General features: G+C 40.9%; 19 protein-coding genes. 7 read left to right on the top strand and 12 right to left on the bottom strand.

Going from position 1 to position 21,343, the window contains the following annotated elements; genetic code table 11:
• Positions 1 to 17: 17 nt before the first annotated feature.
• Positions 18 to 1,007 carry an NAD-dependent epimerase/dehydratase family protein gene (locus KEM09_RS01060; protein ID WP_212223995.1) on the bottom strand — a complete coding sequence of 330 codons (990 nt, stop codon included), beginning with the start codon at positions 1,005 to 1,007 and terminating at the stop codon, positions 18 to 20.
• Positions 1,008 to 1,016: 9 nt separating this feature from the next.
• Positions 1,017 to 1,421, bottom strand: a complete 405-nt coding sequence (locus tag KEM09_RS01065) for an OsmC family protein (RefSeq protein ID WP_244824740.1) — start codon at positions 1,419 to 1,421, stop codon at positions 1,017 to 1,019.
• Between the two features lie 129 nt (positions 1,422 to 1,550).
• Here KEM09_RS01065 and KEM09_RS01070 point away from each other — a divergent pair, with 129 nt between their 5' ends.
• On the top strand, positions 1,551 to 2,159 hold the full coding sequence (locus tag KEM09_RS01070; RefSeq protein ID WP_212223997.1) for a riboflavin synthase: 609 nt from the start codon (positions 1,551 to 1,553) through the stop codon (positions 2,157 to 2,159).
• 75 nt (positions 2,160 to 2,234) lie between these two features.
• Here the strand turns inward: KEM09_RS01070 and KEM09_RS01075 are convergent, their stop codons facing one another.
• Positions 2,235 to 3,056, bottom strand: coding sequence for a purine-nucleoside phosphorylase (locus KEM09_RS01075; RefSeq protein ID WP_212223999.1), 822 nt, complete (start codon positions 3,054 to 3,056; stop codon positions 2,235 to 2,237).
• 68 nt (positions 3,057 to 3,124) lie between these two features.
• Positions 3,125 to 3,808 (bottom strand): hypothetical protein, encoded by a 684-nt coding sequence (locus KEM09_RS01080; protein ID WP_212224001.1) that lies wholly within the window; start codon positions 3,806 to 3,808, stop codon positions 3,125 to 3,127.
• 162 nt (positions 3,809 to 3,970) lie between these two features.
• Between KEM09_RS01080 and KEM09_RS01085 the strand changes: the two genes are divergently transcribed.
• Positions 3,971 to 5,374: a S41 family peptidase gene (locus KEM09_RS01085; RefSeq protein ID WP_212224003.1), complete on the top strand. Its 1,404-nt coding sequence runs from the start codon at positions 3,971 to 3,973 to the stop codon at positions 5,372 to 5,374.
• A 34-nt stretch (positions 5,375 to 5,408) separates the two neighbouring features.
• On the opposite strand, the gene KEM09_RS01090 is transcribed toward KEM09_RS01085, so the two are convergent.
• Positions 5,409 to 6,164: an ABC transporter ATP-binding protein gene (locus KEM09_RS01090; protein WP_212224010.1), complete on the bottom strand. Its 756-nt coding sequence runs from the start codon at positions 6,162 to 6,164 to the stop codon at positions 5,409 to 5,411.
• Positions 6,161 to 6,901, bottom strand: coding sequence for an MlaE family ABC transporter permease (locus KEM09_RS01095; RefSeq protein ID WP_212224014.1), 741 nt, complete (start codon positions 6,899 to 6,901; stop codon positions 6,161 to 6,163). Before KEM09_RS01095 ends, KEM09_RS01090 begins: the two co-directional genes overlap by 4 nt.
• A gap of 101 nt (positions 6,902 to 7,002) precedes the next feature.
• Here KEM09_RS01095 and KEM09_RS01100 point away from each other — a divergent pair, with 101 nt between their 5' ends.
• A complete protein-coding gene (locus KEM09_RS01100) occupies positions 7,003 to 8,085 on the top strand; it encodes a mannose-1-phosphate guanylyltransferase (RefSeq protein WP_212224016.1) in 1,083 nt (360 codons plus the stop codon).
• Positions 8,086 to 8,200: 115 nt separating this feature from the next.
• Here the strand turns inward: KEM09_RS01100 and KEM09_RS01105 are convergent, their stop codons facing one another.
• Positions 8,201 to 10,603, bottom strand: coding sequence for a penicillin-binding protein 1A (locus tag KEM09_RS01105; RefSeq protein WP_212224030.1), 2,403 nt, complete (start codon positions 10,601 to 10,603; stop codon positions 8,201 to 8,203).
• A gap of 80 nt (positions 10,604 to 10,683) precedes the next feature.
• Positions 10,684 to 11,331 carry an HD domain-containing protein gene (locus KEM09_RS01110; RefSeq protein WP_212224038.1) on the bottom strand — a complete coding sequence of 216 codons (648 nt, stop codon included), beginning with the start codon at positions 11,329 to 11,331 and terminating at the stop codon, positions 10,684 to 10,686.
• Between the two features lie 320 nt (positions 11,332 to 11,651).
• On the opposite strand from KEM09_RS01110, the gene KEM09_RS01115 reads away from it, so the two are divergent.
• Complete coding sequence (locus KEM09_RS01115; RefSeq protein ID WP_212224047.1) at positions 11,652 to 12,989, top strand: OmpP1/FadL family transporter; 1,338 nt, start codon at positions 11,652 to 11,654, stop codon at positions 12,987 to 12,989.
• Between the two features lie 40 nt (positions 12,990 to 13,029).
• Here the strand turns inward: KEM09_RS01115 and KEM09_RS01120 are convergent, their stop codons facing one another.
• Complete coding sequence (locus tag KEM09_RS01120; RefSeq protein ID WP_212224055.1) at positions 13,030 to 13,461, bottom strand: hypothetical protein; 432 nt, start codon at positions 13,459 to 13,461, stop codon at positions 13,030 to 13,032.
• Positions 13,462 to 14,063: 602 nt separating this feature from the next.
• Between KEM09_RS01120 and KEM09_RS01125 the strand changes: the two genes are divergently transcribed.
• Complete coding sequence (locus KEM09_RS01125) at positions 14,064 to 14,672, top strand: T9SS type A sorting domain-containing protein (RefSeq protein WP_212224063.1); 609 nt, start codon at positions 14,064 to 14,066, stop codon at positions 14,670 to 14,672.
• A 105-nt stretch (positions 14,673 to 14,777) separates the two neighbouring features.
• Here the strand turns inward: KEM09_RS01125 and KEM09_RS01130 are convergent, their stop codons facing one another.
• From KEM09_RS01130 to KEM09_RS01140, 3 genes are all read right to left on the bottom strand, one after another.
• Positions 14,778 to 16,067 carry a nucleotide sugar dehydrogenase gene (locus KEM09_RS01130; protein WP_212224072.1) on the bottom strand — a complete coding sequence of 430 codons (1,290 nt, stop codon included), beginning with the start codon at positions 16,065 to 16,067 and terminating at the stop codon, positions 14,778 to 14,780.
• 111 nt (positions 16,068 to 16,178) lie between these two features.
• Positions 16,179 to 17,825 carry a hypothetical protein gene (locus KEM09_RS01135; RefSeq protein WP_212224074.1) on the bottom strand — a complete coding sequence of 549 codons (1,647 nt, stop codon included), beginning with the start codon at positions 17,823 to 17,825 and terminating at the stop codon, positions 16,179 to 16,181.
• A 154-nt stretch (positions 17,826 to 17,979) separates the two neighbouring features.
• Positions 17,980 to 18,465: a CoA-binding protein gene (locus tag KEM09_RS01140; protein ID WP_212224076.1), complete on the bottom strand. Its 486-nt coding sequence runs from the start codon at positions 18,463 to 18,465 to the stop codon at positions 17,980 to 17,982.
• A gap of 277 nt (positions 18,466 to 18,742) precedes the next feature.
• Between KEM09_RS01140 and KEM09_RS01145 the strand changes: the two genes are divergently transcribed.
• Both KEM09_RS01145 and KEM09_RS01150 read left to right on the top strand, forming a co-directional pair.
• The gene (locus KEM09_RS01145; protein WP_212224078.1) at positions 18,743 to 19,534 is read left to right on the top strand and encodes an IclR family transcriptional regulator; all 792 of its coding nucleotides are present in this window, start codon (positions 18,743 to 18,745) and stop codon (positions 19,532 to 19,534) included.
• Positions 19,535 to 19,555: 21 nt separating this feature from the next.
• Positions 19,556 to 21,340 carry a YncE family protein gene (locus tag KEM09_RS01150; RefSeq protein ID WP_212224080.1) on the top strand — a complete coding sequence of 595 codons (1,785 nt, stop codon included), beginning with the start codon at positions 19,556 to 19,558 and terminating at the stop codon, positions 21,338 to 21,340.
• The last annotated feature ends 3 nt before the right edge of the window (positions 21,341 to 21,343 follow it).

The raw sequence follows: 21,343 nt of genomic DNA on the forward strand, positions 1-21,343 counted from the left end.
AATTAACATATATTCAATTAACTCTGATAAGCCTTCGCATTCTCCAGGGCTTCTTTGATGGATAAAAAAGCCATTGGTGAAACCTCTTGCAGCTTACTGATTGAGTACTTTGACTGGTTTTGTGATGTGCGCGCCGTTTCTTTGGTCATTTTAGGAGCTCTGCGAAAAAGCATGTATTGTAGTCGTTCCCAGCGCCAGGCAATCCCTGTTAGCCATCGGTTAGCTTTAATGCTCGGGGCCTTTACCCCAAATACCTCGGCTGCTGTTGTCATCAATTCTTTGTAGCTCAGGTTCTCACCGTTGATGATGAAACGTTCATTGACCACCTCTGACTCAGCAAGAGTTACCATAGCCTTGGTTACATCCCGTACATCAACAAACCCTGAACCTCCACCGGTGTAGAATAGCATGTTTTTACTTAAGGTATGAATGAGCTGACCAGAACTTTTATCGCCTGGGCACGGGCCAAGTATAACTGATGGATTTACCACAAGTGCCTTCAGTCCTTCCTTTGTGCCACGCCATACTTCCATCTCAGCCCTGAATTTGCTTTGCGAGTATACAGAGTGGTTATCGTCATTCTGCCAAAAAGTAGTTTCATCTATCTGTTGACCGTTTTGTGTTTTGCCTAGTGTGGCTATTGAACTGACATGACAAAAGCGTTCAACTCCACATTCAATGGAAGCGTTAACCAGGTTGGCTGTTCCGTCGACATTAGCCGTAAACATAGCCATCCTGTCACTTGGCTTAAACGACACCATGGCTGCACAGTGAAATACTTTATCAATGCCTTTTAAAGCATCCAGCAATGAGAAGTAATCCAGTAAATCGGCCTCAATCCATTGTATAAGATGTAATTGCTTGTTGTTGTAAAACCTGAATAGTTCTCTCACATAATCCAGAGATTGCTCAGAACGGTATATAGCCCGAACCTTATTGCCTTCCTTAGTGAGTGTATGAAGTAAATGTGCGCCAACAAGGCCTGTGCCACCGGTAACAAGTATCATAGTGTGTGTTTACCAAATAAATCGGATGGTTTGTTTTAGGTCAGGGTGTACGCTAAGTGGAACGGGGCTAGTGCCTGCCACACTCTCAATAAGCGCTTTTTGCTCCTCGCTGTAACCTTTCTGTGGAAATCGGAATTCCATCACAACTTCTGCCACCCGTCGGGGATTCTCTGCCATAACTTTGGTAATATCTAACTCGGTTCCTTCAATATCAATGTCATTGTCCATGGCCTTAATGCCCATAATGGTTAAAATACAATTTCCCAGGGCCGTTGCAAGCATATCCGTCGGGGAGAATGACTGCCCTTTGCCACGATTGTCGCAAGGCGCATCGGTAATAATTTTTGCTCCTGACTGAAGGTGTATATTTTCGGTGCGCAGGCCGCCCAGGTATTTTGTTTTTATAGTGGTCATGATTGCTTCAGTATTAAAGGTTGATGATTGTCATTGCTGATTTACTTATCATGCCCCGAAAAATACGAATAATATCTGTATTTTAGCGGTTCAGATAATCAGATAGTTTCTAACAAAAAGAGCTTTAAAATGTTTTCAGGTATTGTTGAAGAAGCCGCTGTTGTGGTAGGCTTAGAGCAAGATAAAGGAAATCTTCATTTAACATTGGAGTGCTCATTCACTGATGAGCTTAAGATTGACCAGAGTATTGCACATAATGGGGTGTGCCTGACTGTGGTTAAAAAGGAAGGTAAAACCTACACTGTAACTGCTATTAAAGAGACCTTGGAGAAATCGAACCTTGGACTGCTGAAAATTGGTGATAAGGTAAACCTGGAGCGTAGCATGATTATGAACGGACGTCTGGATGGACACATTGTTCAGGGGCATGTTGATCAGACTGCTAAATGTATTGAGGTGAAAGAAGCCGATGGCAGCTGGTATTATACTTTCCAATATGTGATTGATAAAGAGAAAGCGGCACAGGGTTATATGACTGTTGAAAAAGGCTCGGTTACCGTTAATGGAGTTAGCTTAACAGTTGTTAATAGTAAGGATGACCAGTTCTCGGTAGCAATTATTCCTTATACGCACGAATTTACCAACTTCCACCAGATTGAAGTTGGTTCAACCATCAATATTGAGTTTGATATACTTGGAAAATATATTAGTCGGATTATGGCTATTCAGAATAAGTAGTCTTTTATAGCTTTAAAATATTAGGATCGCATCTTTATTGGCAACATGTTAATAAAGATGCGATCCTTTTTTAGTTTATAGTTGTTTAATAACTGATTTAAACAGCTTAACCAGTCCCTTCTCGGCTTCTGCTGCAACATCCAGTATTTCCTTTAAACTTACCGGATGCAGGTTATCCGGATCACATTCATCGGTCAGTACCGATACCGCAGCACAAGGCAGATTCATGTGGTTGGCAACTATTACTTCCGGTACAGTAGACATACCAACCGCATCGCCTCCAATAATCTTGATGTAGCGGTATTCTGCCCTGGTCTCAAGGTTGGGTCCCGGCACCGATGCGTAAACGCCCTTATGGAGCAATACATCTTCTTTTTTTGCAGCTTTTGTCATCAGTTCATTGATGCGCTTGTCATAGGGGTGGCTCATGTCCGGAAAACGGGGCCCTAATTCGTTGATGTTTTTACCGGTCAGGGGATTTTCAGGGAGCAGGTTGATGTGGTCATCCAACAACATTAATGTGCCTTTTTTGTAGTTGAGGTTGACGGCCCCCGCAGCATTGGAGATAAGCAATTGCTGAATGCCCAATAGCTTCATCACTCTCACAGGAAGTGTTATTTGCTGCATTGTGTAACCTTCGTAATAGTGAAATCGCCCCTGCATAGCCAGTACTTTTTTGCCTTCCAACTCGCCATATATTAGCTTGCCTTTATGTGACTCTACTGTTGATACCGGGAAATGAGGTATGCTGGCGTAGTCTATTTCCTGTATGATGTTCAGGTGTTTAACCAGTCCGCCCAGGCCTGTGCCGAGGATAATTCCAATCTGTGGGGCTTCAATGCCTTTTGCTCTTATAAACGCTGCTGTTTCTTGTATGTCCTGATAGGTAATATTCATGATGTATTTGTTTTGTTCAAAGGTATAGTGGCATCGCTTAATGTTCAAACGAATTAAAAGAAGATTAATCAATGCTCTGTCAGAAGTGCTTGAAGGTAGTCATCAAATATGCTTGATGCGATATCATCAGGTAAATTATCTATATCAGATAGGTATTGCTGAATAGCCTGCTGCCAGGCTTTAATGCCATCTCTTTGATTCATAAAATGATCGAATGCCTGGTAGCCAATCGCTTTTAGCTCGATGCCAAACCATCTGTATAGCTGATGGTAGCTTTGGGGCGACAGGTGCGTGAGGCTAATTTCATCGTACCAGCGATCCAGCTCATCTGTTTCAATAATGGGAGAATGGGTACCATATGTTGCCATTAATGTTTCAATGCTTTGCTGGTTTGGTTGGTGGCTATCTGCATGAAAACAGGTTCTCAACAATTCTTCAAGCCCGATGGCGGGATGTGTTTTTAGCAGATAAAGTACAAGCTGCCAAAAATAGATGGCATAATCAGTCCATACAACACTGCCTTTGGTATGGGCTTGTTGTCCATTCTTAAAAGGATATTCCTTTTTGCTAATGAGCAGACTGACCATTGACAGGCTTGTGTTTGACAGGCTTCGCTTTTCAGGGATCAGCAGGTGAGGTGCTTTATTTCGAATAAGGTTGACGAAATCAACCTGTTTCGCAGCTGCTTTTCCGGAAGGTAATGTGGGCTGATCAAGCGGCCAGATAATGTAGTATTTATGGTTCTGTTCCAAATATTTATTTAGTTGTATGGGTAATAATAAACGATATTTTTTTAGTTTTAAGATGAGAAGCCTGAAACTTCTATCCAAATTTAGTTATTCATTTTTGCAGATATCATGATGAATGAACTTTATTTAGGTCTTCAACCTTATAAAAGAAATAAATCTAATCAGATGAAAAACCTGAGATTTACCATTGTTGCTTTATTTGCAGTACTATCACTCAACTTTTTCTCATGTAGTGATGATGATGCACCCAAGCCTGATCCCAACCCTGTACCTGTTGAAGTGCAGAATATTAATGGATTTGTTTATGAGCATATGAAAGCCTACTACTATTGGGAGGATAAAATACCAAATATTGATTATAAACGTGAGCCAGATACATACGACTTGTTTGAGAAGTGCACGTATCGAGCCGAAGATAGATGGTCTTTTCTTACTGATGACTATCAAGGACTAATTGACATGTTAGGAGGAGTGAGTAAATCCACTGGCTATGGTTTTCGGCTATATTACAGGGATGAGAACAACCCAAATGATGTGATTGGTTTTATAGAATATGTTGAGCCAGGTTCACCTGGAGCTATAGCGGGCTTAAAGCGCGGTGACATCTTCTATAAGATAGATGATAAAGTGATTACCGATCAGAACTATCAGGATTTGATATACCGTGATAATTTTAAACTCACCCTGGGTACATTAAATAGCGACTTAACAATCACTGAAAAGTCACCTTCGTTAAATATTGAAGCTGTAGTATGGCAGAGTAATCCTATATTGTATTCAGATGTGATAGAGTATGAGGGGCATAAAATCGGTTACCTCGTTTATACATCTTTTATTGATGATTACAATGATGACTTAGAGGCTGTGTTTGCAGAATTTAAAGCACAGGGCGTTGATAACTTAGTGCTCGATTTACGTTACAATAGTGGAGGCGCAGTATCATCGGCTATCTTAATGAGTAGTATGATAGCGCCTTCGGGTAAGGCCGGAGAGGTGTTGTTACGAACAACCTATAACCCGGCACTGACCAGCTATTTGCAGGGTGAATATGGTGATGATTTTAATATTGACCGATTACAGCAGAACGTTAACAATCTTAATTTATCTAAGATGTATGTGCTAACCACCTACAAAACAGCCTCGGCCAGTGAAATGGTGATTTATGCACTAGCGCCACATCTTGATGAGGTCATCCAGATTGGAGAGCAAACCCATGGTAAATACTATGGGTCCATTACTATTTCTGACCCTGATGAGAAGCATAATTGGGCCATACAACCAATAGTCATGCGAGCCGAGAATATTGATAACTCCATTGATTACACACAGGGATTAATACCTGATGTACCAAAGAAAGACTTTAAAGTAGCCTTTCTGGGGCAGGAGATTTTTCCTTTGGGAGATGTTAAAGAAGATTTTCTCGCGGTGGCTTTAAAAGAAATTACTGGTGTTACTCCGCAGGGAGCTGTTTTAAAATCAGCCAGAGAGGTCAATGTTAAGCCGCTTAATACCGAGGCGAGTCAGGCCCATCCTCTTAAATACGATATGCAATATGAGCTAAAAAAGTAGTAGCACTTATGGTTAAGGTTTCAGTACTGAAGCCTTAACCATTGTTTTCTCTTATTTTCTTAAAGAGTTTCGAAGCGAAAATAAAATCTTCCAGTTCTTTATTCTGTACATGGAAAATATCATCTTTTGTGCCTTCCCAAAGTTTACGTCCTTCATATATAAAAATGATGTTTTCACCAATTCCCATCACCGAGTTCATATCATGGGTATTCACAATGGTGGTCATATCAAACTCCTTTGTAATCTCATGAATCAGTTCATCAATTACAATTGAAGTACGCGGATCGAGGCCGGAGTTAGGCTCGTCACAAAACAGATATTTGGGATTCAATGCTATGGCACGGGCAATAGCTACACGTTTCTGCATACCGCCACTTATCTCTGAAGGGAACTTATGATTGGCGTTCTCGAGCTTTACCCGATTGATGCAGAAGTTGGCTCGTTCCCTTTTTTTCTCAAGGCTCCAATTGGTAAACATATCAAGCGGGAAGCGTACGTTTTCTTCCACCGTAAGTGAATCAAACAGGGCTGACCCCTGAAACAGCATCCCGATGTCCTGACGCAGCCTTTTCTTACTGGCGTTGTCCATGGATAGAAAACTGTTATCATCGTACCTGATATCACCTGAAGTAATATCATGTAATCCAACCAGCGATTTGAGTAATACGGTTTTTCCTGAACCGCTCTGGCCAATTATCAGGTTAGTTTTCCCTTTTTCAAATTTGGTAGATATACCTTTAAGTACCTCTTTGTCGTCAAATGATTTGTGTATGTCAATTGCTTCAATCATGCCAATAAAAGTTGTGTTAAGATGAGGTTAAACAGCAGAATCTGAACACTGCTGGCAACTACGGCCTTTGTACTGGCTTTACCTACTTCAAGTGCGCCACCTTGCACATGGTAGCCCCAGTAGGCCGATATGGTGGCGATTATAAATGCAAATACAACTGATTTAATAAGAGCATAAACAATGTAAAACGGTTGGAAAGCAAATTGAATACCATATATATAGTCGGGGCCGGGGACCTCACCAGTAAGTGAACCGGCCAGATATCCACCTGTAATCCCAACGCCCATACTGATAACCGTTAAAGCAGGAATAATAAATACAAAGGCCACCACCTTAGGTAATATCAGGTAGCCGGCCGGGTTAATGCCCATAATTTCCAGGGCATCTATTTGTTCGGTAACCCGCATGGTGCCAATCTCAGAGGCAATGTTTGAACCAACTTTGCCGGCCAATATTAATCCTACAATAGTAGATGAGAACTCCAGTAAGATCGAGTCGCGGGCGGCTAATCCTACAGTGTATTTGGGGATGATTGGCAAATCGATATTATAAGCAGTTTGTAAGGTGATAACAGCCCCCATAAATGCCGAAATAATCATCACAATGCCCAGAGAGTCGATGCCCAGCTTATCTATTTCGCGAACAATCTGTTTGATAAAAACAGAGTGCTTTTCTGGTTTTCCAAATACTTTTTTTAAAAAGATAGCGTAACGGCCAAGGTGGTAAAACATTCTCATGGTGGTATGGAAAATAGTCCGTAATTTAGAGAGATAAAAGTAATAATATTCCATCAACTCAAGAAAGAATACGACTAGAGTATTATTAAATAAACACATCCATGAGTAACGATACATACTGCGTGATAATGGCAGGAGGTGTTGGTCGAAGATTCTGGCCGCTCAGCACTACCCAAACTCCCAAACAGTTTTTAGACATTCTTGGAACAGGTAAATCGCTTCTTCAGCAGACCTTTGAGCGTTTTAAGCCACTTTGTCCCATCGAAAATATTTTGGTGGTAACCAACCTGGATTATAAACAGATGGTACTTGACCAATTGCCCGAATTAAAGGCTGATCAGGTGTTGGCAGAACCGATGCGGCGGAATACGGCCCCATGTGTTGCATTGGCCAATGCAATGATTAAAAAGAAGAATCCCGAAGCAAAGGTGGTAGTGACCCCATCGGATCATTTGATAATGAATGAAGAGTTGTTCAGGACAAATATTACTAATGGCTTGCAGTTTGTTGAAGAGAAGAATGTCTTGTTAACATTGGGTTTGAAACCAAACCGTCCTGAAACAGCCTATGGTTATGTTCAGGTTGGCTCAGCCAAAGGTTTGCCTGATGGCTTCAACAGGGTGAAAACTTTTACTGAGAAACCTAATCTGGAGATGGCCAGGATATTGGTGGAAAGTGGTGAGTTCTTCTGGAACTCAGGGATATTTATCTGGTCACTTGCTAGTATAGAGAATGCTTTTCATAAGCATCTGCGAGAAGTGGCTGTATTGTTCGATACCTTTTACCCATATATTGGCACCGAAAAGGAGGAGAAAGCCTTGTTTGATACCTATGTTGATTGTCGGAATATTTCTATTGACTATGGCGTGATGGAGAAAGCCAATAATGTATATGTACAAATAGTTGATTTTGGTTGGTCTGATTTGGGAACCTGGACTTCGTTACATGAGAATTCGGCTCATAATTCGGCAAACAATGCTGTGCTGAGCGGTAAGGTGCTGCTATATGACACAAAAGATAGTATAGTGCATTTACCCAAAGATAAGGTGGGGGTTATCCAGGGCTTAGAGGGTTACATCATCGTGCAGTCAGATAGTTCACTTTTGATTTGCCCTAAAGAGAATGAGCAACAAATCCGTCAGTTTACCACCGACCTGAAAACCGAACTGGATTCAGAAGAGTAAGAAATCTGAAAGAACTGAGTTTATGCAATTGATTATTGCAAAGAGCCGATTGTTTTGTTAAAACTATAAGCTGATGACGATATGCAAGAGGTGTCCGGGGTGCAGACACCTCTTTTTATTTCTTTTTAAATAGGTCCTTCATCTTTTGTAACACACTTTTGTGGTCGGTCTTTTTACGCTCTTCCCTTTGTGCTTTTCGTTCCTCCTGCCTTTTTAGCTTAACAGAGTCTGGTCGGCTAAAACTGTCGAACAGGCTATCGAAGAAGTTGGTATCAGGATCTTGCTCTGAGAAATCGTCGCACATGAGTTGTTTTTGCAGGCGTGCGGGCACTACATAAAACGAGCCTTTGTGATATTGATAGCGACTTCGGTCTTTCTCTAAACGTTGCATAAAACGGGCAAAAATTGGTAAAGCCATATGTCCGCCGCTTCCCAATGCAGTGGAACGAAAGCGTATTGATGGTTGATCGTTGCCCACCCAGGCACCTGCAACAATGTTTGGTGTATAGCCAATAAACCAGCCATCAGAATTGTCTTGTGTTGTTCCTGTCTTACCAGCGAGTTCACTTTTCAGATGGAAAATATTTCTCAAAGAACTGGCTGTACCCCGCTCAACAACGCCGCGCATCATCTCAACCATAAAATAGGCTACGTCATCGTCGTAAACTTCGTCGCCCGGAATATTACCTTCATTTTCATACAGTACATTCCCATCTCTGTCTTCTATGCGCAACAGCATAACAGGTTCAACCGGCCTGCCATAGTTCGGGAAAGTGGTGTAGGCCGATACCATATTAAGCAGCGAAAGTTCGGCTGTGCCAAGTGCTATTGACGGATAATTGGGAATGTCTTCTTCAATACGCATATCTTCCGCCATATTAATCACCTTATTAACGCCAATTTGTGTAATTAACTTGGCACTAACCGTGTTAACAGAGTTGGCCAGTCCTCCTTTTACAGAGAAGAAGCCATTGTGTTGCCCGTTGCTATTGGCGGGTGACCAATCGTCGTAATCCTCATACACTACCTGTTCGTTGGAGATAAAGTCACAAGGAGACATACCATCTTGCAAAGCAGCCGCATATACTATCGGTTTGAAGGTAGAGCCTACAGGTCGACGAGAGGTGACATGGTCGTACTGGAACGTTTTGTGATCGATACCACCTACCCAGGTTAACACATGACCATTTCGCGGGTTCATAGCTACAAAACCAGTGTTTAGCAGCATCAGGTAATGTTTGACGGAATCAACAGGGCTCATATTCACCTTTTTCTCTCCGGCATGGGTGTAAATGGTCATGGGCACCGATTTTTCCATGGCTTTAAAAATAGCCTCATCGCTGTGCCCGGCATCTTTCATCTTCTGATAGCGGCGCGACTGACGCAGTGCATTGGTATATACCTGCGGGTGTCTGGCCCAAGGTGTTTGTCCTTTCCAATGCCGGTTAAATTCATCCTGCAGGCGAGTCATTTGTTGGGCTACAGCCTGTTCGGCATATAGCTGAAGCTGTGCGTCTATAGTGGTAAATATCTTTAGCCCATCGGAGTATATGTCGTACTCATCACCATACTTGTCTTCCAGTATATCTTGTGCCTGTACACGTATTTTCTCTCTGAAATAGGGAGCAATACCTGTGTTGTGATCAATTCTTTTGTAGTTCAGTTCAATCTTACTCTGGCTCCACTTCAGGTATTCGTTCTCCGAAATGGAACCATGCTCTTTCATGCGTTTCAGCACAATATTGCGTCGATCAAAACTGCGCTCTGGGTTAAGGCGGGGGTTATAAGCTGTATTGGCTGCCAGCATACCTACGAGGGTGGCTGCTTCGGCAGGATTCAGATGAAGTGACTTCTTGCCAAAGAAGCGCTGAGAGGCCACCTCTATGCCGTAAATGTCTTCACCAAAAGGCACAGTATTCAGATATAGCATCAGTATCTCATCTTTCGAATATATTTTCTCAAGGCGGGCTGCTGTAAATATCTCTTTTGTCTTTCCAACCGGTAGCGTGAGAAACCCTAAATGCATACGCGGATACAGGTTTTTTGCCAATTGCTGACTGATGGTACTTCCACCACCCTGTGCGCGATCGCCAAATATAATGGAGCGCACAACTACACGACCCAGGCTGATAAAATCAAGGCCATTATGCTCGAAAAAACGGCTATCCTCGGTAGCAACAAGAGCTTCTTTTATATAGGGTGATACTTCATCGTTATCTATGGTCAGACGGTGCTCAATGTAGTAACGGCCCATCAGTTTTTCATCAATGGAGTAGACCTCAGATGCGGAATGGTTCTGTATTTTTGATAGCTCTTTCTCGGAAGGTAAGGCACCAAAGAAACCCAAATACACAAACAGGCAGAAGATAAAGAAGGCAGCGGTGCCAATTCCCGTTGCTTTAAGGCCAAAGACTAGTAAGCGCTTTTTAAAGCTACTGTTTTTTAGAGCCTTTTTATTGGGTTTTGCACTTCTCTTTGTGGTCGACTTTTTTTTATATGTTGGTTTTTTAGCTGCCATGTAGCTTGTGCGTTTTGTTAAGCGGTGGTGAAATTAGTGAATAAGGACGAATTAATAGTTTGCTTAAAAACTCGTTTGAACTAGAGGTCATCGCCCCATTCTTTAAAAAACTGTTTCAGGTATAGTTCCATAAACTGATGCCGGTCGTCGGCCAGGGTCTTACCTGTTGAAGTATTCATCTTATCCTTAAGCAACAGTAATTTTTCGTAAAAATGATTAATGGTTGGGCTGTTGCTTTTGCGGTACTCCTCAGTGTCTTTGAATTGCTGAGGAGCAATTGCTGGATTGTAGAAGTCACGTCCTTTATGCCCGCCATAACTAAAGGCGCGGGCCACCCCAATGGCGCCGATAGCATCAAGCCGGTCGGCGTCTTGTACAATTTCTAATTCAAGCGAATGAAAAGGATTGTCATTCCATTGCTTGGAGAAGGAGATATTCTGAATAATCGCCAATACATGCTGAATGCTTGATTCCGTTATTTGATAATCATTCAGTTTATCTTCAATTAGCATTAAAGCCTCAATCTCATCAAAGAATTTGGTGTCGGCCAAGTCGTGCAGGATAACTGCCAGCAGAATAATGTTCCAATCACCACCTTCTTGCTGATGAATTAGGCGGGCATTATTCTGAACGCGTTTAATGTGCCACCAGTCATGACCGGCATCACACTCTGATAGTTTTAATTGGGCCCATTCTTCTATCTCTGTAATTTGTTTCTTATTTAGCATTGGCTCGGTAAACATATTCACAATCAAAAATAGCAAAAAAAGAGGAGTGCCAAAGTTTAGCTTATCCGACCATAAGTTGAAAAGCCGGGGAACACATCAATTATTAATCATTCCTTTTGATTTAGCTTAGGTGATAGATGTTTAAAAAAAATCATGCATGCCTAAATCCCGTTTGATTGCCTACAGCTCAAATCTATAAATGTTTCAGAATGAGGGGTGGTAGTTTAGAATAATTCTAAGAATCTAAATATAGAATTATTTCTATATTTATACATTAAAATATATACATTAATGTATTTAAAGTACTAAAATCCACATTTATGAAAAGAATCTATGTTTTAACGATGTTGGTTGGGCTGTTGATGCCTTCACTAACTTATGCCACCGATGGTTATTTTGGCGTTGGCTATGGGGCTCAAAATAAAGGGCTCGCCGGGGCAGGTATTGCCTGGTATAAAAACTCCCTGATAAACGGAAACCCTGCAGCGCATGTGTTCTTAGGTAAACAGTACCAGTTAGGTGTTGGTTTTTTTAATCCAAACAGGCAATATACCGTTAGCGGTAATCCATCAATGATGCCGGGTACAATGGGCTTGATGCCAGGAACAGTAGAGAGTGACTCTAAATTATTTGTTGTGCCCAATATTGGTGCTAATTGGATGTTAAACGATAAGAGTAGTTTATCTGCCGTGCTGTTTGGTAATGGCGGTATGAACACGAACTATCCAACGATGACTTTTGGTGATCAATCATCTTCAACAACTGGCGTTGACCTGGCACAAATGTTTCTGGGGCTTACGTATTCACGTAAGCTGTCTGAAAAGCACAGTTTGGGTCTGACTGTTTTGGGTACCTATCAGTATTTTGAGGCAAATGGATTAGGTATGTTTGGTGAATTTGGTATGTCAAGTAACCCGGAGAAACTGACAGGAAATGGCCATGACAACTCATTCGGCGTAGGATTAAAGATTGGGTATTTGGGCCAACTTACCGATGCATTGTCGGTTGGAGCAAGTTATCAGCCGAAAATCAACATGAGTACCTTTGATGAATATGCTGGTTTATTCGCTGAGCAGGGCGATTTTGATATCCCAGAGAACTTTACTATTGGTCTTGCCTATCAGATAAATGAAAAGTTAACAGCCATGTTCGACTATAAGCGAATAAACTACTCTGGAGTGGCATCTATAGCAAATCCCATTGATCCGATGGCCTTGCCACCAGCATTCATGAATCCGGATGGTAGTTTCACCCCAAATCCAAACCATGTGCCACTTGGTGCCGATAATGGCTCCGGTTTTGGCTGGCAGGATATTAATGTATACAAACTGGGACTTGAGTATGATAAAGGTAATAGCTGGGTATTCAGAGGAGGATTCTCGCATAACGATCAGCCAATTCCAGAATCTGAAGTTATTTTTAATATGCTGGCTCCTGGTGTCATCGAAAACCATATATCGCTAGGATGTTCAAAAGCTTTTGGAGAATCGGGCCGTGCACTACACCTGGCCATGGTATATGCTTTGCCGGCATCGGTTAAAGGCTATAATCCTTTCGACTTTGATCCTGAGCAGGCAATGCAGGGCAATATGGTGCCGAATCAAACCATCGAATTGGAAATGAACCAATTTGAACTGGAGATAGCATTTACCTTCTAAACTAAGTAAGAAATATTTAAGATGGAAATTGCCAGCCTGATTATCGGGTTGGCAATTTTTTTATTGATTCAATGCGTTCTGCAAGTGCCTGGTGGCGTCTTTGGTTGGCTAAAGAGAAGGTGGCGTTCTCTTGTTCTGTAAATTCAAATAAGCGCATGGCTTTTTCAAAGTGTACGAGTGCTGCCTGCGGTTTATTGTCAGCTATCTGTAATTCGCCTTCAGCATAAAACAATTCTGAAAGTACTTTCAAATGGTCGTTGGTATAATGATGTTCCGAAAGAAGCTTGTTGGTTAACTCCTCCAATGGGATAGCATGAAAAAAGGCTGCATCCTTCTTCAGAAAGTCAAGATATGCTTTTTCGAGGTGTTTGGCTGCCACCTTAAAATCACCCTTTTTAATTAGTCCAAGCAATAAGGCAATCATTTCTGAAAGCATTTCCATCATGCGCATTATATAGTCTTTATGGTACATATATATGTGTTTAAACAGTTCCTGTTATAAGCAGTTGTCGAATACATCTGCGCCATTGCTGCTAAACTGCACAATCATTAGCAGGTATGTGTCAGATAAAAATACCAAATGTTTTTACGCTAAACGAATATAATACTGCTTAACTTTTACAATAATGAGGGTGAAGAGAAAGTAATAAATCATTACTTAATGGATGGCTTGCGCATTGAAACTGTAATTCAAATACAGTATTATTATATGTTTTTAACAGTTTGTTAATGAACAAAGGCTTTTTATAGATTATTTAAGGAGTTTTTGGAAAGAATGTAAATTTTCAAAAAACGACCTATGGGTATTTTATAGCCGGGTTTTGTTAAAGAATTAGCTCAAAAATCGAAAAATATAACATGAACCCCCTAAAAAATGACTATTAACTCTCCAAAAAGCATAAAAAAATAATTTGACCCCCTTAAAACCATGGCGAAAATCTGACTTTATGCTTTTTTAACAAAAATACCCCTTAATTTTTACATGCAGTTTCAAAAAAACCATCTACTTTTGCATCGTACCCTATTATTAAAAGGGGTCGAAATAAATTATTAACTATTTAAATTGTTTTTACTATGAAAAAAGTAAACGTATTAAGGAGGATTTTGCCAATCGCCGTATTGGCGTTATTATCCACAGGTGCATTCGGAAAAGGAAAGATTTTTATCAGCTCTTACTTGAAAACAGATTACGCTGTTATCACAGCTCGTTTTGATGTGGCAGATAATTATCGGGTGAAAATTTTCAACAAATCAGGTGAAGAGCTTTATGCCAGTTCCCGAATTAGTGGTGCAGAGTCTTTCCAGAAGCTTTTTGATTTAAAATCGTTAGCAGATGGAGAGTATACGATTGAGTTAACCAGTAAAAAGGAAAAGTCATCGGAGAAATTTACCATTGAAAATCATTCGCTGGTGAAAGTAAATGGTGCAAGTGACGATAGTGAAATGCTGAAAGCGTTCTTCAGAGTAGCCAATGACAAGCTGTATGTTAGTCATATGAACTTCAATGAAGAAGCATTAAGTATTACTATTGGTGATAGATTTGGAACTGAGATTTATAACTCAAATCTGCCAACGGAGAGTACCTATTCTGGAATGTTTGATTTGACTAATCTTCCTTCAGGTGCTTATATGGTTTCATTAACTTCAGGAAATAAGGAGTATAGTTATGAATTTAATAAGTAATGATGAAAGTGACCAGGTAGACCAGGTAAGGTTTACAGAACGAATAAACGGTGTATCAACAAATTTGTAGATACACCGTTTTTTTTGTTTTGCTTTGTCAGCCCGCTACAAACTCCAGTAGCTAAGCCCTTTTATCTTATTGCGATAAATGCCCTTCACATCAACAAAAACACCTTCATTAACCATAATGGATTTGAAATAGTCTTCATCTAGCTTGACGTATTCATCATGGTTTACTGCAACAATAACCGCATTGTACTTTTCTGTAACCTTATCAATTAAGCCATAGCCATATTCGTGCATGAGCTCATCCGACGAGGCATGCGGGTCAACCACATCAACCTGTATGCTGAATGATTTTAGTTCATTCACCACATCGGCCACTTTCGAGTTACGTATGTCACTCACGTTTTCTTTGAAGGTAGCCCCCATAATCAACACTTTGGCACCATTTATCTTGTTGCCGTTCGATATCATTTTCTTAACCACTGTTTTGGCCACATAACTACCCATGGAGTCGTTGATAAAGCGGCCGCCGGTAATAATTTTTGAATGGTAGCCCAATTCGTTGGCCTTGTAGGTGAGGTAGTAAGGATCTACACCAATGCAGTGACCACCTACCAAACCTGGGAAGAAACGCAGGAAATTCCATTTGGTGCCTGCTGCTTCAAGCACTTCAAAGGTATTAATATCCATGCGATCAAAGATGAGCGACAGTTCATTCATCAGGGCAATGTTCACATCACGCTGTGTGTTTTCAATAATTTTGGCAGCTTCAGCCACTTTTATTGAGCTGGCTTTATGAATACCTGCTGTGATTATTGAAGCATAAACTTCTTCTATCACACGGGCCGACTCATCATCGCTACCTGATACGATTTTTAAAATTTTTGTCAGCGTGTGTTCTTTGTCGCCCGGATTAATACGCTCGGGGCTAAAGCCCACCTTAAAATCAACATTGAGTTTTAGGCCTGATTCTTCTTCCAGGATCGGTACACAGTCATCTTCGGTACAGCCCGGATATACAGTCGATTCGAATACCACATAGTCACCTTTCTTAAGTGCTTTGCCAACTGCACGTGTTGCACTCAGCAAGGGTGTCAGATCAGGCAGGTTGTGGTTGTTGATAGGCGTTGGAACAGCCACCACATGGAAACTGGCCTCTTTTAAATCCGCTGCATTGCTTGTGTAAGTAATATCACAGCCATTAAAAGCCTCAGCTTCCAGTTCGTTACTTGGGTCTATACCTTGGCGCATCAGTTCAACACGGTCTTCTTTAATATCGAAACCAATGACCGACATTTTGCGGGCAAATTCTAAAGCGATTGGCAGGCCAACGTATCCCAGGCCTATTACTGATAGCTTTTTATCCCTGGCGAGAAGTTCTTTTAACATAGTTACTTATTTTAAAATCCAGTAGGTTGGTTATAAGGGTTTAATGCGTCAGTTTCTGACTGTTAATATTGTTAATTGATTATCATTTGAGCTGTTAATTTAAGAAAAATATCAGAATCCAAAGTTCATACCAAAGGACAGGATGTTATCACCATTCCGGTAATAGGGGTTGGTGTATAGCTCCATGTCAGGCCCGCCAAAGCTGTTTTTAGTTGCTTCAACGAAAATAAAGCCATCGTTGATAACCTGGTAAGAGGCTTTAAACGAGATGCTTTGGTTTTTGTAGCGCACCTCGTTTATGAAAGGCAGTCCCAGGCGAATTTCCCGCTCATCGGTATTAATTTCAGGGTGTTCTTCAGCTTCGCCATTATCAAATATTTTCTGGTAGTCCTTCCCTTTTCTAAACCAGGTATAGCTGGCTCTGATATCGAGGCCACGGATGGGTTTATAGCCCAATTCGAAATAGACTTCCTCAGCATTGTCACGCAGGTAGTGGCCCATAACGTACTTGTTACTTTTATAGGTGGTAGTTGGCACAAAGTGTTCATAGACTAAAGGACGTATTCTGGTGTACTCTGCTGTAACCGATGTGTTGGGCAGCAGGTCGGTGGCTCTGAACCCTACCTTAATGCCAAAGTCATTGGTCATCTGGTCTTTATTAAACATGTTGGCCAGCCATATTTCATCAATAAACAGGGTGGTGTAGAGGTGCAGGTTTTTGATTTGCCGGCTGCTAATATCAAAATACATCTGTGCATTGTGGCCTACCCAATTGTCCCACGAGTTATAGGTGTGGTCAGCTGATTTGTAGAAGAGAAACGGTACCAGAAAAGTTGGGTTGAAATCAACATCTCCATAAATCACCGAGTTACCAAATGAGATGTTTAGTTTCTGCCATGGGCGAATGGTAAACATATTGGAGGCGATAAATTTGTTGGCAAATACCTGGCGTTCGCCATTATAAACACCGTAGGTACGCGTTGAGTCAAGTACCTCGCTCACCAGCCAGCCATGGTAATAATGAAAATCAATCCATTTGGCAGGTTTCAGGCTAAAGGATATATACCCATAAGAAGGAGCAAGGGCTGAGTTAATTAGTTGGGAATGTTGGTTGTAGCCATGGCCCCATTGAATATGATCTTTGTGCAGGCCAATGCTGCCCCAGTTCCAGCTATAAACAATGCCACCCCGTGTTTCGGAATAATCGCGGGCATCGTGTTTACCTTTGTAAACGACTCCGTCGCGCTGCGAAATGTAGCGTGGTCCGCCCAGGTACTGCGATTCATGATTATCGCGCAGGCTGCCATACACCGCCAGATGCTTACCAATGGAGCCATAAAACTCGGCACCACCCCAGCGGTGGTAAACTGTTTTATCTCCGTTATTGAAGAACTGTCCGCCAATAATAGGGTTAACTGTTACTTTGAAGAGAGAATCGCTGTGGTAAAGCACATCAAAACGTTTATCAAAGTCTTTGCCTGTCGTCAGTTCCTTATTAAAGTCCTTTAAGTAAAACGCTAGTTCCTGTTGCTGGCGTTTAGTGAGTGAGGAGTGACCATTGGCTTGCTGAAGGGCTTTGGCAATAGTCATGCGCGAATAGGGCTTGATAGCCGAATTAATATCTATGATACCCTTGTTGGCCAGTTCATCCACAAAGTCATAAACAGCTTTGTTGCTAATATGATAAGGGACTTCCTGAGCCTGCAAATCTGCCGTTAGCAGGCTTAAGGTAAATAAGACTAAAAGAGTTCGATACATATGATGTAAGGTTTGATGGGGTCGAATGTAAACAAATCGCCCAACCAAATCAAATCCGACGTGGCTCCTTTGTCATTGAAATATATAATGTTATCAGGTGTCAGGAGGATTTTGTCAGAGTGAATAGTCCGTTACTCAAAAAAGTGAATGAACATTAATTTGGTAAGCGGCCAAATACCTTTAACAGCTGCTTATGGAACTTGTGAAAGCCTTTAACCGGTTCGGCAAACATAAAAATGCATTTAGAGTGGATGATTTCCTGCTGGTATTCTTCGGCAATGGCAATGGTATTTTCGGTATTTGAAAACTGCTGTACCCATATGTTTTTAATGCCTTTATTGATGGCATCCTTTAATACCTTGTCTGTTTCGTTTTTGGGTGTGATAATGAGTAAGCTTTCGGTATGATCCGGCAGCTCTTTAACAGAGGGGTAGCAAAGGTGCCCGTTAATGTTGTTCGTGTTCGGATTGATGGGTAGCACCTGATAGCCACTGTTAACCAGTTCATCGAATACCTTGCGACCGAATTTCCGTTCATCGGTGCTGACTCCTGCAATGGCAATGCTTTGTGCTTTTAAAAAATCGTCAATTTGTTGTTTGGTCACTGTCATGATGATAAGTATTGGGACAACAAATTTCATATAAAAACCTGTTTATATCAAGCTTCAGTGTTTTAATAAAAGGATACAGATTAGGTCAGTCGCCTGATGAATTTACTGATGTTGATTGCAGATAGACAAGATGCTATAGAAATGCTTTTAGCCATATGGTGTTGGGTTTGTATGAGTAATGCAATAATGGCTAATGGAATGCGTAATTATCGTTTGTGCCAGTAAAAAGAAATGTTCTTTGATTTTTTATTTGATTTTCTTTTTTATTTTTGACGCTGCATTTCATAAATAAAACAAAGATTCATATATGAAACTTCAGAATTCAAAGGATGATGAAAAGAACTACTCTGTTCCTAACTTAGAGCGTGCATTGACCATTATTGAATTGTTAATGGAGTACTCGCATGGACTTACTTTGGCTGAATTGCAAGATAAATTAGGTTTTCCTAAAAGTTCACTTTTCCGCATAACACAAACGTTAGTTGACCGAAAATATTTAATAAAATGTGAGCAGCCTTCGCGTTTTATTCTATCCAAAAAATTTCTTCATATTGGTTTATCAACTCTTTCAGAATCAAGTTTAGTTGAAAATAGTTTGCCGGTAATGCGCCAGATAAGAGACGAGTTAAAGGAAACGGTATTATTAGGTTCTTTGGCAGATCAGCAGGGCGTTCTACTGGAACAGGTACTCGGGCTTCATCCTTTTACCTTTATGTTGAAGATTGGCAAGCGCTTCAATCTACATGCTTCTGCACCAGGCAAAGCGATTATTGCTTTTATGCCAACAAGTGAGCAAGAGGTTATTATAGCACGGATGGGTTTTGAAAAATTTAACAACAATACTATAACTACAAAGAGTGACTATTTGAGGGAGTTAGAGCAGGTGCGAAGCTGTGGGTATAGCTTTGATCATGCTGAAGAATTAGATGGTGTTCATTGTGTAGGTGCACCAATCTTTAATCAGTATGGCTACCCTATTGCGGCACTTTGGGTGACAGCCCCTTCTGCAAGATTACCGCATGAAGATTTCGATAAGACTGGAAGAATATTGAAAGAAGCAGGCTTAACAATCTCGCGTTTATGGGGATTCGATAATTAATCCTGGTTAATTGAATGCACTATGAAAACTGCTCAAATAGCGACACTTACTATTGTTTTATTATGCATCGTTGGAAACTGCCACTACCTGTTAGGACAACATGTAGTTAATGCTCCTTTATCAACAACTGATGTAGCAAGCGATGAAACGGGAGAATATCTTTTTTTACTGCAGAAAACAGCCAAAAGGCTTGATCTAGTATCAGGAAAAGATTATCAAATGATTCACCAATGGTTTTTTCATGATGAACCAACAGGAGTGGTGGTTAAAGATGGACGTGCCTATGTTACCAGTTCCTTTGCATCAGGTTTAGTTACTGTTATTGATATTTTATCTAAGGAAAAGATCATTGAGATAAATGTTCCAATGGGTGCAACTAGTCCGGTATTAAGCCATGATGGAGTTAAGCTGTATGTTTGTTGTCAGTACAATAATTCATTGTTGGAGATAGATCTGATTTCCAATAAGGTAAAACGGAATGTCTCTTTGTTAAGAGAACCTGCAGGGGCAGCTTTGAGCCATGATGGGAAATACTTATACGTTACTAATTTTCTACCTGCTCAACGGGCAGATGTTGAGGTGGTAACTGCCAAAGTATCGGTTGTAGATACTAAAACAATGAAACGTGTTAAAGACATTGCTTTGGCAAATGGGAGTAATGCGTTGAGAGGTATTTGTATTTCTTCAGATGGCAGGTATGTTTTTATCACGCATAATTTAGGACGTTTTCAGGTGCCTACCTCACAACTGCAACAAGGATGGATGAACACCAGTGGATTAAGTATCATACATACGGCCTCACAATCTTATTTGGGCACAGTGCTGTTAGACGAACCCGAGTATGGTGCTGCCGGAATCTGGGATGTAACGTGCAATGCTGATAAAATGCTTATCAGTCACTCTGGAACACATGATATCAGTGTAATAGACTATGCGGCATTTATTAACAAGTTTGAACAAACAGATAAAAAGGAAGAACTCTCATACGATTTGCGGTTTTTCACGGATATACGGTATCGGCTAAAAGTTGTTGGTAATGGGCCACGTTCATTATTGTTAGATGGTGTTCAGGCAATTGTACCAACCTATTTTTCAGATACGCTTAATGTTATAGACCTGGTTAGTCAGCAGATTTATGCGCATGCCCTTAATCCTGATTTGAAAGAAACCATTGAAAGAAAAGGTGAACGAATCTTCAATGATGCCTCACACTGTTTTCAAGGCTGGCAATCATGCAATGGCTGTCATCCGGGTGATGCTCGAACTGATGGAATGAATTGGGATCTTTTGAATGATGGAATAGGGAATTCAAAGAACTGTAAAAGTTTACTTTATGCTCATCAAACTGCACCATCTATGATTACGGGTATCAGGCCTGATGCTGAAACGGCTGTTAGAGCTGGTTTTAGGCATATTCAATTTGCCGAGATAAGTGAGGAAGATGCCAAGGCTGTTGATGCTTACCTAAATTCACTTAGGCCATTGCCAAGTCCGTATCTTGTGCAGGGAAGATTAAGTGAAAAGGCAAAACGGGGTAAACAAGTATTTCAGAAAGCTAGCTGTAATTATTGTCACAGCGGAACGCTATATACTGATATGCAGATGCACAAAATTGGCACTATTGAATTTGAAAAGGGGTGGGATACACCTACACTCAAGGAAGTGTGGCGAACGGCTCCTTATCTTTTTGATGGTCGTGCAGAGAGTATAGAAACCTTGATAAAGGATTTTAAACACGGTTTGGAAGGGCAAAGACTAAAGAAGAAAGAGATAGAGGATTTAATTGAGTATGTTAAATCACTTTAGACT

Source organism: Carboxylicivirga mesophila (assembly GCF_018271975.1).
Classification (GTDB): Bacteria; Bacteroidota; Bacteroidia; order Bacteroidales; family Marinilabiliaceae; genus Carboxylicivirga; species Carboxylicivirga mesophila.